This is a genomic window from Faecalibacillus sp. TM498 (assembly GCF_020589955.1).
Lineage (GTDB): Bacteria > Bacillota_I > Bacilli_A > Erysipelotrichales > Coprobacillaceae > Faecalibacillus > Faecalibacillus intestinalis.
In genome coordinates, this window is the sequence record NZ_JAJDKB010000006.1 from 42,893 (window position 1) to 56,626 (window position 13,734).

Annotated in this window: 12 protein-coding genes; all 12 read right to left on the bottom strand. The window is 29.6% G+C overall.

Features of this window, described 5'->3' with window-relative positions:
* Positions 1-16: 16 nt before the first annotated feature.
* The 12 genes from LJD32_RS03230 to LJD32_RS03285 all read right to left on the bottom strand — a co-directional run bounded on the left by LJD32_RS03230 (position 17) and on the right by LJD32_RS03285 (position 13,302).
* Positions 17-928: an alpha/beta fold hydrolase gene (locus tag LJD32_RS03230; RefSeq protein ID WP_227403802.1), complete on the bottom strand. Its 912-nt coding sequence runs from the start codon at positions 926-928 to the stop codon at positions 17-19.
* On the bottom strand, positions 928-2,760 hold the full coding sequence (locus tag LJD32_RS03235) for a YgiQ family radical SAM protein (protein ID WP_119363080.1): 1,833 nt from the start codon (positions 2,758-2,760) through the stop codon (positions 928-930). Before LJD32_RS03235 ends, LJD32_RS03230 begins: the two co-directional genes overlap by 1 nt.
* 78 nt (positions 2,761-2,838) lie before the next feature.
* Positions 2,839-3,588, bottom strand: coding sequence for a DNA repair protein RecO (gene recO, locus LJD32_RS03240; protein WP_227391771.1), 750 nt, complete (start codon positions 3,586-3,588; stop codon positions 2,839-2,841).
* Positions 3,578-4,474 (bottom strand): GTPase Era, encoded by an 897-nt coding sequence (era, locus tag LJD32_RS03245; protein WP_119363078.1) that lies wholly within the window; start codon positions 4,472-4,474, stop codon positions 3,578-3,580. The genes recO and era overlap by 11 nt, the downstream gene beginning before the upstream one ends.
* Positions 4,471-4,866: a cytidine deaminase gene (gene cdd / locus LJD32_RS03250; protein ID WP_022002188.1), complete on the bottom strand. Its 396-nt coding sequence runs from the start codon at positions 4,864-4,866 to the stop codon at positions 4,471-4,473. The genes era and cdd overlap by 4 nt, the downstream gene beginning before the upstream one ends.
* A 1-nt stretch (position 4,867) precedes the next feature.
* Positions 4,868-5,329, bottom strand: coding sequence for an rRNA maturation RNase YbeY (gene ybeY, locus LJD32_RS03255; protein WP_032091524.1), 462 nt, complete (start codon positions 5,327-5,329; stop codon positions 4,868-4,870).
* A complete protein-coding gene (locus LJD32_RS03260) occupies positions 5,307-7,367 on the bottom strand; it encodes a cysteine peptidase family C39 domain-containing protein (protein ID WP_052011137.1) in 2,061 nt (686 codons plus the stop codon). Before LJD32_RS03260 ends, ybeY begins: the two co-directional genes overlap by 23 nt.
* A gap of 66 nt (positions 7,368-7,433) precedes the next feature.
* Positions 7,434-8,618 carry an aspartate aminotransferase family protein gene (locus tag LJD32_RS03265; protein WP_032091525.1) on the bottom strand — a complete coding sequence of 395 codons (1,185 nt, stop codon included), beginning with the start codon at positions 8,616-8,618 and terminating at the stop codon, positions 7,434-7,436.
* 2 nt (positions 8,619-8,620) lie between these two features.
* Positions 8,621-9,751, bottom strand: a complete 1,131-nt coding sequence (locus tag LJD32_RS03270; RefSeq protein ID WP_227391772.1) for a M20 metallopeptidase family protein — start codon at positions 9,749-9,751, stop codon at positions 8,621-8,623.
* A 9-nt stretch (positions 9,752-9,760) separates the two neighbouring features.
* A complete protein-coding gene (gene dapD / locus LJD32_RS03275) occupies positions 9,761-10,465 on the bottom strand; it encodes a 2,3,4,5-tetrahydropyridine-2,6-dicarboxylate N-acetyltransferase (protein ID WP_022002193.1) in 705 nt (234 codons plus the stop codon).
* 11 nt (positions 10,466-10,476) lie between these two features.
* Positions 10,477-11,307: a diaminopimelate epimerase gene (dapF, locus tag LJD32_RS03280; RefSeq protein WP_227391773.1), complete on the bottom strand. Its 831-nt coding sequence runs from the start codon at positions 11,305-11,307 to the stop codon at positions 10,477-10,479.
* A 393-nt stretch (positions 11,308-11,700) separates the two neighbouring features.
* Positions 11,701-13,302: an ABC-F family ATP-binding cassette domain-containing protein gene (locus LJD32_RS03285; protein ID WP_032091527.1), complete on the bottom strand. Its 1,602-nt coding sequence runs from the start codon at positions 13,300-13,302 to the stop codon at positions 11,701-11,703.
* Between the last annotated feature and the right edge of the window lie 432 nt (positions 13,303-13,734).

Sequence of the window (13,734 nt, forward strand, 5' to 3'; positions counted from 1 at the left end):
ACCAACTATAAGGGTACTATATATAGGTTCTTTCGTCTAACCAATGCATAATATCATGATAGACATCTCGATAATTATTATCATGTAAAATATCTTGTCTTTTATTATCATAAATCTTATATTGGAGATCTTTTAGACCATTTCCTTTTAATATTTGATAAAGTTTTATAGTATCTTTTCCATTTTTAGTAAGATTATCAAAACCACCTGATAATAAATAAACAGGTAAATAATCAGGTATATGTTTTAGATGATCTTCATCACTTACATATTTTATGTATTCCAATATATCATGATAGGCTTGATTTGTATAAACAAAATCACTTAAAGGATCTTCTTGATAAAGCTGTACTTCTTTTTGATTACTCATTTTATAACAACTATTTAAATTTTTTTGTAAAAATAAATCCACCGCTCTTTTAATAACTCTTGAACGATACATTGGTCCATGTAGTAAAATATTTAAATCAACAATCGTTTTCATACGATAATAAAAATTATTTTTCAGACATGTTCCAAGCAAAATCATTCCATTAATATAATCTCCATACGTCATGGCATATTTAAGTAATACAAGCGAACCAAAATCAACACCAATCATAAAATAAGGAAGGTCTTCATATCTTTTAGCGATAATATGTCTTAAACGTTGCATATCTTCAATCAAAGTATCAAGAGCATTTCCGCTTCCAAAATAGCCTTGTTCAAAATGATAAAGTGATGTACCATGCCCAGGAAAATCAGGCACGACTACAATAAAACCTTCATGACTTAAATATTCCGCAAATTTTTGATAACGGTCTGAATGTTCACATAATCCATGATGAAGTTGAATGATTCCCTTATATCTTAATATCACATTTGGTTGATAAATATCAAATTTAATATGTGTTTGTGTTAAGGAGGTATACGTTTCTGTAAGTTTCATCATTTATGCCCCCTTGTATAAGATCTGTTATAGTTTTGCCTTTTGGTACGTGGTTTAATTAGGCATTTTTTACCAAATCCAATCAAATCTTTTCGATTAGCTTTGATCAAGGCTTCATATACAAGGTCATAGTTTTTAGGATTCTTATATTGAATCAAGGCTCTTTGCATCGCTTTTTCTTTAGGATCTTTTGGAACATAAACAGGTGTCATATCACGAGGATCCAACCCTGTATAATACATCGTTGTTGAAAGCGTTCCTGGTGTTGGATAAAAATCTTGTACTTGTTCTGGTTGATGATGAATATCTCTTAAATATTCCGCCAGTTCGATAGCATCTTCTAAACGGCATCCTGGATGAGAGGACATTAAATAAGGCACTAAGAATTGTTTTTTATTATATTTTTCATTAATACGATAATATTTATCAACAAATTTTTCGTAAAGCCCACGTCTTGGTTTGCCCATCTTGTCTAAAGCATGATTACTGATATGTTCAGGGGCAACTTTTAATTGTCCTGAAATATGATGTTGAACAAGTTCTTCAAAGAAATGATCATTTTTATCATACATGAGGTAATCGTAACGAATTCCTGAACGTACGAAAACTTTTTTAACGTTTGGAAGCTGTCTTAATTTTGTAAGTAATGATAAATAATCTTCATGATCAACTTTTAAATTTTTACAAGGCTCTGGCCATAAACATTGTTTTGTAGGACAAGCCCCTTTGGTTTTTTGTTTATCACAAGCAGTATCTCTAAAGTTAGCTGTTGGTCCACCAACATCATGAATGTATCCTTTAAAATTTGGATCCCAAACCATTTTATTAGCTTCTGCAATAATTGATTCATGACTTCTTGCTTGAATAATTCTTCCTTGATGGAACGCTAAAGCACAGAAATTACATGATCCAAAACACCCTCTATTTGAAATAAGTGAGAATTTAACTTCATCAATAGCTGGAACGTGTTGATAACTTGGATGATAATCACGATTGTAATCATAACCATAAGCTCTATCGAATTCTCTTTGGGTAAGTGGTCTATTCGGTTTATTTTGAACTACATACCATCCTTGATAAGGTTCAACTAAGATTTTAGCATTATAATGATCGGTATTTAAATATTGTTTTTGGAAAGATTCCGCGTATTTTCTTTTAGATGTTGTAATTTCTTCGTAACTAGGAAGCATTATATAATCAGCTTCATTTAAATCATCGATATTTTTTGTTTTATAAACTGTTCCATCTAAATACGTTAAATATTTAATATCTAATCCACTATCTAATGCTTCTGCAACTTCAATAATACTGTTTTCTCCCATTCCAAACATTAATAAATCTGCATTGGCATCAATAATAATCGATTTTCTAACCTTATCACTCCAATAATCATAATGAGCTAAACGTCTAAGAGAAGCTTCAATTCCTCCAATTAAAATATTAGCATCAGGAAATGCTTGTCTTGCCATTTGACTATAAACAATAACCGCCCTATCTGGTCTTTTAAAACCTTCACCACCTGATGTATAAGAATCTTTATGTCTTCTTTTTTTAGAAACAGTATAGTGATTGACCATTGAATCAATATTTCCTGAAGAAATTAAAAAACCCAAACGAGGTTTCCCAAATTGCCTAAATTCTTCTACCTTATGCCAATCTGGTTGCGATAAAAAAGCAACCTTAAAACCATTTGCCTCTAATGTACGACAAATAATAGCTGCTCCAAATGAAGGGTGATCTACATAAGCATCACCACAAATATAGACAAAATCTACCTCTTGCCATCCTCTTTCTTCCATTTCTTTTCTATTTATCGGTAAAAATTGTCCCATCTATAAATCCTCCCCTTACTTTTGTTTCTATTATAGTCAAAATATGTTTATAAAAAAAGACAAAAGTGTCTACTTTTGTCATATTTTTGAAAGACTTTGAATCATTTTCTTTGTTTTAAATAAAATCCCTGTCATCTCATCAACATAATAATCCATAATTTCCATTAATAAATCAATAGATTCATCCGGTACTTTAAGTTGATCAATAGAATCAATCGTTAATTTATTAATATGACGAAAAGCCTTTAATGTTACCTTATCTAATTGTTTATCATGAAGTGATAAACAATCATGACAGACAAAGCCCCCATCTTCTAAACTGATTCCTGCTATATGATCTTGTCTTAAACATCTTACACAGCCATCAACTTGTAAAGCCATCCCGCATCTTTTTAAAATAAATGCATTATATAATAGATAAACCAATGGATAGGGATAACCATGATTTAGAGCATCTAATGATTTTTTTAAAGTATCAAAGATTTCTAAATCCGGTTGATTATCTTCTTCATTCTTTAAAATAAATTCCATAAAATAACTTGCATAAGCTTCTAATTCAAGATTTTCTTTAATATAACGATAAAAATCAACCGAACTTGCTTTAATCATCGTTGATAAACCATTTCTAGGTATAAAAGTAAACTCTGAAAGTGTAAGACTTTGACAAGCCGAAGCATTTTTACTTTTTAATTTTTTTACACCCCGAGCAATCAAAGTCATTTTTCCATAATCTTTAAAATACACAGTGACTAAAGAATCACTTTCTTTATAAGGATGCGTCTTTAAAACAATACCTAAAGAAACAACTTCTTCTTTTTTAATAGTCATCTTCGTTATAACCAAATTCTTTTAAATATTTTTGTTTATTACGCCAATTATTTTCAACTTTAACAAACAATTCCAAATGCACTGTTGTTTGTAAAAAACGTTTCATTTCTCTTTGTGCATTTTGACGAATTTTTTTGATCATACTTCCTTGTTTACCAATCAAAATACCCTTTTGAGATTTACGATCAACAACAATTGTCGCAATAACTTCTACGCTGCCATCCTCTAATTCTGCCATTCTTTCAACAACAATCGCAACACTATGAGGAACTTCTTCTCTTGTAAAATAAAGGATCTTTTCTCTAATAAATTCAGCCATTACAAATCTTTCTGGATGATCTGTCATTTGATCTTTTGGATAATACATTATTCCTTCATTTAAATATGTTTTAATTGTAGAAATCAATGTATCCACATTTTGATCTTCTAAAGCTGAAATAGGAATGATTTCTTTAAAATCAAAAAGTTCTTTCCATTCTGTTAATTTTTTAATAACTTCATCTTTAGAAACAAGATCACATTTATTAAGTAAAAGGAAAACCGGTCCATCCGCTTCTTTTAATCTTTCAATAATAAAACGGTCTCCTCTACCAATCGTTTCATTTGCTGGTGCAATAAATAAAACCATATCCACTCCATAAATACTATTTAAAGCCGTCGTATTCATAAAGTTTCCTAAACCATCTTGAGGTTTATGGATTCCTGGTGTATCCATAAAAATGATTTGTGCTTCATTATCTGTATAAATACCTTGAATTGTATTACGTGTTGTTTGAGCAACATCTGACATGATTGCAAGCTTTGTTTTTAATATTTGATTTAATAAGGTAGACTTTCCAACATTTGGACGTCCTACAATACTGACAAATCCTGATTTAAAACTCATAAACTCTCTCCTATAAATACCATTGGTAATAATTCACCAATTGTATGTTTTTCTACTTTTTCTTTATTTGCTAGAAAGATGGGCATTTCTAAATCAACAAGTTCTGATAATACTTGGCGACATGCCCCACATGGAGAAGCAATCGGACTACAATCAGCAACAATTGCTAGTCCAATAATATCTTCTTTGCGATAACCTTTACAATAAGCGCCAAAGACAGCATTTCTTTCTGCACACATTGTTGACCCATAAGCAGCATTTTCAATATTACATCCTTGAACAAATGTTCCATCTTTTAAAGCAATACAAGCTCCTACTTTAAAATGACTATAAGGAACATACGCATTTTCTCTTGCTTTCCAAGCTAAATCGATTAATTTATTTTGATCCATATTATTTCCTTTCAATATTTAAAGCATTCAATATTTCTTTTTGTCTTGAAAACATCACTTTTTCATCTTCTTCATTCATATGATCAAATCCAAGTAAATGTAATAAACCATGTGTAAATAAAAAACACATTTCTCGATAAAATGAATGACCATATTCTTCTGCTTGCATTTTAGCATGATCAATTGAAATAAAAATATCTCCTATTTCTCTTGGCATACCTTCAATATAATATTGTTCACTATCTTCTAAAGCAAAACTAATAACATCTGTACTACGATCAATTTTACGATATTCCTTATTGATTTCATGAATACGCTGATCATCTACAAAAATAACTGATAATTCTAAATCATCATGAATATCTAATTGTTTACATGCTTCTTTAATAATTTCTAAATAAATACTTTCATAATCTTCTTTAAAATCTTCTACTTCATTATTAAGTGCTAAATCTATTTCCATAATCTTCCTCACCCACTATTTTTCCTGAATCAATTATAACACAGTCAAACTGGCAGTTCATCATATTTATTTGATGAGAAACAATAATCACGATGATCTTTTGAAAATTTAGATAATTGATCAATAATTGTAATCTTTCTTGATCTATATTACTAAATGCTTCATCTAAAATCAAAACATCAGGTTCACTTAATAGTGCACGAATAATCATCACGAGTTGTCCTTGTCCCGATGATAAAAAACCACCCTGTTCATCCAGTTTCAAATCTAAACCATTTACTAAATCATCCAACATAAAATAATGCAATAATTCTATCATTTTATCCTCTAAAAACAAACGATCAAAAATCATATTCGTTCTTAATGATTCTTTATAAAAAACGGGAGTTTTATTTAAATATTTAATATGACTATAATAACTATTTAAATCAAGTTCTTGTAGATTGATTCCATTAATAACAATTTCTCCTTTTGTTGGTTGTAATTGATTCATGATAAGTTTCAAAAGTGTTGATTTACCACTTCCTGTTTTACCTTGAATAAATAATGAACGTTCTATTTTTAATTGAAAATGATCAAAAAGAGGTCGGGTATAACCATAACTAAAACTTACATGTTTTAATTCAATGCTTTTTATCTTTTTGATTTTCTTTTTCCTCTCTCTTTTTTCAGGTAACATTTCTTTATATCTTTCAAAAATAATTTGTAATTCATCATGCATCGCAATAAAGACTGATATTTTCATTAAAGGATTGATCATATAAGAAAGTAATAAATAAACAAGCATCACTGTTCCAAGGGTCATTTGTTGCTTTTTATAAATGATGATTGCCAATAATAAGACAGCCATAATCATAATTTGAATCAAGGCTTCTAATTGAACTTGATGAATATTGGTCATTTCATCATGATGATAGACATTCATAAAGTAAGTATCATAGAGATATCCTAGTTTATTTTTCATCATTTTTTTAACTTTAAACTGAATTGTTTGAAAATAGTTTTCTTGAAATTCTAATAGGCCATCATTTAAATGTTCTTTTTGTTCTAATATTTTTTTATTTTCAATATGTAGTTTTTTACTATAAAAATAAAATACTAAAAAAATAATAACCATCATCAATAAAACAATCAAAAACAAAAAGAATTGAATCGATAAAATAAAAATCAAAATGAAAAGCATTAAAATACTATCAATAAAGATCACATGATAAAATTCTATAAAATATTGACTTAATTCAAATAAATTTTGTGATCTTGATAACAATGTTCCTTTTTCTAAACCATCCATGTAATCATAATCTTGATAAATAAGATTTTGCATGGTTTTTAAAGCATATTCTTGATTAAGTTCTCTGCTTAATTCTAAAATTTGTTGTCTTCTTAAATAATCTAATAAAAGTTTAAAGGCATAGAGCACTGTAAAGCCAAGAGAAATGAAAACAATTTGATAGATTGGATACTTTGAAAAAGAATCAATCATCAATTGATAATAATAAGAAAAAATCATTGTAAGCATTGAAATAATAATGGTTTTAATCATCATCTTAATGATTGTTTGATAATGCTGTTTAAAATGATCTTTTAAAAAATTTTGAAAAGTATAATTCGTTCTTTTAGTAATTGGCATTCCTACATGATCAATCATGATAATAATTCCTGTAAACTGCTTTGAAAAACTTTCATAAGACATTTTTATGAGTCCTTTAGCTGGATCTCCTACTAAAAAATATCCATCTTTAACTTTATAGAGGATGACATAATGATAGAGATCATCTTGTTTTAAATGCACGATTGCTGGACAATTGACTTCTTCAAATAAATGTTTAAACTCACATTGATAAGCTTTTGCTTCTAGATGATATTTCTTTAAAACTTGTATCAATCCATAAACCGTAATGCCTTCTTTTGTAAGACGACAACGCTTTTTAATATTTTTAATTTCATCATCTCTTTTATAAAAGCTTAAGAGCATTTTAATACAGTATGCCCCACAACTGTTTTCATTATCTTGTAAAAAAATAGGATATTTCAACATATATTTATCACCTCATCATTATATATGTCAAAAACATCCTATTTTTCTTTTAATTTTTTCAATTTTTTAAATATTTTTTTCAATTGCTTGATCTAAAATAGCAATTGCTTGATCAACATCTTTTTCAGTTGTAATAAATGGTGGTAACATTCTTATAACATTCGCTCCTGCCATGACAACAATAAGTCCATTATCTAAACAAGTTTGAACAATATCTTTAACTGGTCGATCAAATTCTAAACCAATCATCAATCCTAAACCACGTCTTTCTTTAATACAAGAATATTTATCTTTTAAATCATCTAATTTTTCAATTAAATATTCACTGATATCTTGAACATGATCAAGCATTTTTGTTTCTTCTAAGATTTTAAAGACCGTTCTACATGCTTGACCAGCCATTGGATTTCCACCATAAGTAGAACCATGATCTCCAGGTTCCATCGCAGCAGCAAATTTTTTATTTGCGACAAAAGCTCCCATTGGAAAACCTGCCCCAATTCCTTTAGCTAAACATAAAATATCAGGTAAGATATCGTATTGGAAATAAGTCATGATTGTTCCTGTACGACCCATACCACATTGAACTTCATCTAAAATTAAAGCAATATCTTTTTCATCACAAAGAATTCTTAAACCTGTTAAGAATTCTTTTGAACAAACATAGACGCCACCTTCACCTTGAACAGGTTCAACGATGATAGCTGCTGTTTTTTCATTTACTAATGCTTTAACACTTTCTAAATCATTGATATTTGCATATTTAACACCTTCAATTAAAGGTCCAAACGCTTCTTGATAATGTGCGTTTCCTGTAAGTTTAACAGATCCTGTTGTTCTTCCATGGAAAGAATGATTTAAAGAAATAATTTCACTATCCGCTTTTCCATGTTTTTGATAATAATATTTACGTGCAAGTTTCAAAGCACCTTCTGTTGATTCAGCTCCTGAATTTGTAAAGAATACTTTATCTAATTTTGTAGCTTTTTTAACACATTCAGCTGCTTCAATTGTTTCAACAGTATTAAAGTAGTTAGAAATATGCATTAATCTATGTAATTGTTTTTCCATGGCTTCTACATAAGCTGGATAATTATAACCAAAAGAATTAACACCAATTCCTGAAAAGAAATCAATATATTCTTTTTGATTTACATCATATAAATGAATGCCATCTCCATGATCAAATGTGACATTATATCTTCCATAGGCATGCATTAAAGCATCCAATGATCTATCATAATAATTCATTTTTAGTCCCCCAATTGTACATTTCTTGCAAGTTTTTCATAAAGTTCAACAGCTTGTACTAAAACCTCTTCATGAAAATTGAAAGTTGGTGTATGTAGACCTGAAGTATATTCTTTACATCTTGTCCCCACATAAAAGAAAACACCAGGAATCACTTTTTGATAATGAGCAAAGTCTTCTGCTAACATCACAGGTTCTTCAAGTTCTTCGAAGTTTGCGCCAACATTCTTTTTAAGTTCTTCATATAAATGTGCATCATTTAAAACAGGTGGGTTAAAAGGTTGACAGGCAAAATCAATTTGACAATGATATGCTTGTTCCATTCCTTGATTAAACCCTTTCATTGCTTCTACAATACGTGAAAAAACTTCTTCACTATACGTTCTAAGAGTTCCATGGAAACTTGTTTGACTAGCCACAATATTTCTGACCGTTCCCCCGTGTATTTCACCTATATTTAAAACACAAGGTTGCATAGGCGAAATCATTCGTGAAATGATACTTTGATAATTACTAATCAAAAAACTCGCAATCACAATTGAATCAATTCCTTCATGATACTTACCTGCATGTGCACTTTTACCATGAACCGTTACATCCAATTCACCACTTTCAGCCATTAAAGGACCTTTACGACAAGCAATTTTTCCTTCATCAACATCTGGGAACATATGTAAACCATAAATTCCTTTAACATGATATTTTTCAAAAATACCTGTATTAATAATTGATGGTGCCCCATTGACCACTTCTTCTCCTGGTTGAAAAATAAGCAAAACATTATGTGGTAGATCTTGAACATCTTTTAGCTTATAAGCAAGTCCAAGAAGTGCTGTCATATGTCCATCATGACCACAGGCATGCATTTTTCCTTGATGTGTACTTTTAAATGATACATCTGTTTGTTCTTCAATTTCTAAAGCATCGATATCACTTCTAAAAGCAAGTGTTTTTTCTTTATGAAAATCAAGATAAACAGCGATTCCCGTCTCTGTTATTTTTAAAGGTTGATACCCCATTTTTTCTAATTCTTCATAAAGGTACTTTGATGTTTTATATTCTTGAAAACCGATTTCAGGAATGGCGTGTAAATGACGACGCCATGTCCTTATTTGATCTAATAATTGTTCCATAATCGTATCCTAGATTTTACGTAAATCATCCATTAATTGTGTTTTACCTTCAGTTTTTTCATCTTTTTGTTCTTTGATGATTCTTGCTGGATTTCCAACAACAACCGCACCAGCAGGTACATCTTGAGTAACAATACTTCCTGCCCCTACAACTGCACCTTTACCAATATGAACACCTTCGATAACAACCGCATTTGCACCAATTAAAACATCATCTTCTAGAATAACAGGTGAAGCACTAGGTGGTTCAATAACACCAGCTAACACTGCTCCAGCTCCAACGTGACAATGTTTTCCAACTTCAGCACGTCCTCCTAAAACAGCACCCATATCGATCATTGATCCTTCACCAATTTTAGCACCGATATTGATAACAGCACCCATCATGATAACGGCATTATCTCCAATAGAAACATTTTCACGAATGAAGCATCCTGGTTCAATACGTGCATTGATATTTCTCATATCTAACATTGGAATCGCACTGTTACGACGATCTTGTTCAATAAATGAATCTTTGATTAAATCTTTATTTTCTTCAACATAAGCATTGATGGCATCTAAATCTCCAATAGCAATTTTAAAATGACTATCTCCAAATAAATGGAATGCATCTGTATCAGGTAAATTTTCACCTTTTAAATACATTTTAATTGGTGTTTGTTTCTTTGCATCACCAATATACTTAATAATTTCTTCTGCTGTTTGTAACATAAATTTCCTCCTTATATTTTTATTTTTCCTTCAAACACAGTTGTTGCTGGACCTGTCATAAAAATATGTCCCTCTTGAAGTTCAATATCTAACTTTCCTCCAAGAAGCTCAACTGTTGCTTTTTCTTTACAATAACCATTCAAATAACTTGCATACATAACGGCACAGGCACCTGTTCCACAAGCCATTGTTTCACCGCTGCCTCTTTCCCATACACGCATTTTTAAATAATGATCATTGATTACTTCAACAAATTCAGTATTGACTGATTCTGGAAATATTTGATGATGTTCAAATTGTTTTCCTATTGTTTCAATATCAAAATCTAATGAATCAACATACGTAATGACATGGGGATTCCCCATAGAAACAGCTGTTAAAGCATATTCTTGATCTCCAATCATCACTTTTTCATTAATCATTTTTTCTTGATCAAAAATAACAGGAATGTCTTTACAATTTAAAATTGGTTCTTGCATATCTACTTTTGCGCCAACAACTTCATCCCCATCAAAAATAAGTTCTACAATACGTAAACCTGCCTTTGTTTCAATATTTAAAACCTTTTTATCTGTTAAATGATGGTCATAACAAAATTTAGCAAAACAACGAATTCCATTTCCACACATCATTCCTTCACTACCATCTAGATTGAACATACGCATTTTAAAATCATATTGATCAGACTTTAAAATAACGATCATCCCATCTCCACCAATACCAAAATGGCGATTAGAAATACGACTAATAAATTCAGCATCCATCGGTACTTCTTGATGGATTCCATCAACATAAATATAGTCATTTCCAATACCTTCCATTTTTGTAAAATGTAATTCCACTTTATCACCTCACATTGTTTAAAACAATTTTACCAAAATGATAATTTTTTTCAATCTTCTTTATCATTTAATTTTATGACATCACATAAAAACACATGATTGAACCATTGTTCTATTATAGTTTTCATCTATATTATAACCATGAAAGATCAATCATCTTTCATTAAATAATAAATTCATATTCCCTTCCCAATTATTATTTAAACAAAAAAGTCTTTAAAAAAGGCTTTTTTTGTTTAATAAGAAATATTCAGTTCACAATTGTTTATTATGATAATAGCAAGAAAGATAAATAATATTTAAACATCTTTCTTAGAAAAAATTTTTTTCAAATTTCCTTCCCTTATAAAACATTATATATCGTAAACGAATAAAGGATCCTTCTTGGATCCTTTATTTTGTTTCTAATTCTTCTTTATATTCTAAATATTCATCGTATGTTGATAAACGATCAATCATACCATCTTTATTAAATTCAATAATTCTATTAGCAATTGTTTGTACAAATTGATGATCATGACATGTAAATAAAATATTTTCTTTAAATTGAATAAGACCTTGGTTTAAAGCTTGAATTGATTCAAGATCCAAATGGTTTGTTGGTTCATCAAAAATAAGAACATTAGCATCTTCCATCATCATTTTAGCAAGCATACATCTTACCTTTTCTCCTCCAGATAAAACATTGGCTTTCTTTAAAGCTTCTTCTCCAGAGAATAACACTCTTCCTAACCATCCTCTTAAATCTTGTTCATATACTGTTCCATCCGTAAATTGTCTTAACCAATCAACAAGTGATAATTCACAGTCATTAAAATATTTTGAGTTATCTTTAGGAAAATAAGATTGGCTTGTTGTCACACCCCATTTAAATTCTCCTTCATAATCTTCATCTTCACCCATAATAATTTTAAAGAAAGCTTCAGTTGCTTTATCATCTCCTACAAAAGCAACTTTTTCATTTGGTTGAATAGAGAATGAAACATTATTAATAAGCTTTTCTCCATCTACAACTTTTGTAAGACCTTCAACATTTAAAACAATATTTCCAACTTCTCTTCCTGGTTTAAAACCAATAAATGGATATCTTCTAAGAGATGGTTTAATATCGACCATTTCTAAGTTATCTAATAATTTCTTTCTAGAAGTTGCTTGTTTGGCTTTTGAAGCATTGGCACTGAATCTTGCAATAAATTCTTCCAATTCTTTTTTCTTTGCTTCAGCTTTTTTATTTTGATCTTTCGCTTGTTGAATTTGCATTTGACTATATTCATACCAGAAATCATAGTTTCCAACGTATAATTGAATACGGCTATAGTCAATATCAGCAATATGTGTACAAACTTTATTTAAAAAATGGCGGTCATGAGAAACAACAATAACAGTATTTTTGAAATTTAACAAGAAGTTTTCTAACCAATTAATACTTTTTAAATCCAAGTGGTTTGTTGGTTCGTCTAATAATAAAATATCTGGGTCACCAAATAAGGCTTGCGCTAATAAAACTTTTACTTTTTGATTTCCATCTAAATCTTTCATATACATATCATGAAACTCAGAAGTAATTCCTAAACCATTAAGCATTGTTTCAGCATCAGCTTCAGCGTTCCAACCATCCATATCCGCAAATTCACCTTCTAATTCACCAAGTAAAATACCATCTTCATCATTAAAATCTTCTTTTGCGTATAATCTTTCTTTTTCTTGCATGATTTCATAAAGTCTTTTATTACCCATAATAACAGTTTCAACAACTTTATTTTCATCATAAGCAAAGTGATCTTGTTTTAAAACAGATAATCTTTTATGAGGTTCAATAATAACTTCCCCTTTATTAGGTTCAATTTCTCCTGCTAAGATTTTTAAAAATGTAGATTTACCAGCACCATTGGCACCAATAATTCCATAACAGTTACCTTCTGTAAATTTAACAGAAACATTTTCAAATAATGCTCTATCTCCATATCTTAATGAGACATTTTGTGTTGATATCATATCGTCATTCCTTTCTTTTAAGTAGCTTTGGTATTATGACATAAAACACAAAAAATGTCTATTAAAAGTAGATAAAATGGATTTTCAATATATTTATTTAATTATAAATGACAATCTTGAAATATTTTTTCAATGACTTTCCATATCATCAAAGACGGGTTTTCTTTATAAAATTGATATCCTCTGTAATTTAGCGTATCCGCTTTTTTCTTTCATCTCTCATAATATTTTTCCTACTTGTCTTGCATTAATTACTAAAAGTTTCCTATTTGAACTTTCAAGTCATTTTCTAACAACAATCTAACCCTTTCTATAAATGAAGGAACACTTTCATTTATGCTATATTGCCCCGTTTTTCTAAATTATGACATTAAAATAAAACATCCATTATTTATATATAGAAATTTAATTTTTGAACATAAAAAAAGTGAA

What these genes read in the sequence shown, in the direction of transcription:
- LJD32_RS03260 (WP_052011137.1), bottom strand. Translation starts at nt 7,367, where the DNA reads ATGTTGAAATATCCTATTTTTTTACAAGATAATGAAAACAGTTGTGGG.
- era (WP_119363078.1), bottom strand. Translation starts at nt 4,474, where the DNA reads ATGAGTTTTAAATCAGGATTTGTCAGTATTGTAGGACGTCCAAATGTT.
- recO (WP_227391771.1), bottom strand. Translation starts at nt 3,588, where the DNA reads ATGACTATTAAAAAAGAAGAAGTTGTTTCTTTAGGTATTGTTTTAAAG.
- ybeY (WP_032091524.1), bottom strand. Translation starts at nt 5,329, where the DNA reads ATGGAAATAGATTTAGCACTTAATAATGAAGTAGAAGATTTTAAAGAA.
- LJD32_RS03270 (WP_227391772.1), bottom strand. Translation starts at nt 9,751, where the DNA reads ATGGAACAATTATTAGATCAAATAAGGACATGGCGTCGTCATTTACAC.
- LJD32_RS03235 (WP_119363080.1), bottom strand. Translation starts at nt 2,760, where the DNA reads ATGGGACAATTTTTACCGATAAATAGAAAAGAAATGGAAGAAAGAGGA.
- cdd (WP_022002188.1), bottom strand. Translation starts at nt 4,866, where the DNA reads ATGGATCAAAATAAATTAATCGATTTAGCTTGGAAAGCAAGAGAAAAT.
- LJD32_RS03285 (WP_032091527.1), bottom strand. Translation starts at nt 13,302, where the DNA reads ATGATATCAACACAAAATGTCTCATTAAGATATGGAGATAGAGCATTA.
- dapD (WP_022002193.1), bottom strand. Translation starts at nt 10,465, where the DNA reads ATGTTACAAACAGCAGAAGAAATTATTAAGTATATTGGTGATGCAAAG.
- LJD32_RS03230 (WP_227403802.1), bottom strand. Translation starts at nt 928, where the DNA reads ATGAAACTTACAGAAACGTATACCTCCTTAACACAAACACATATTAAA.
- LJD32_RS03265 (WP_032091525.1), bottom strand. Translation starts at nt 8,618, where the DNA reads ATGAATTATTATGATAGATCATTGGATGCTTTAATGCATGCCTATGGA.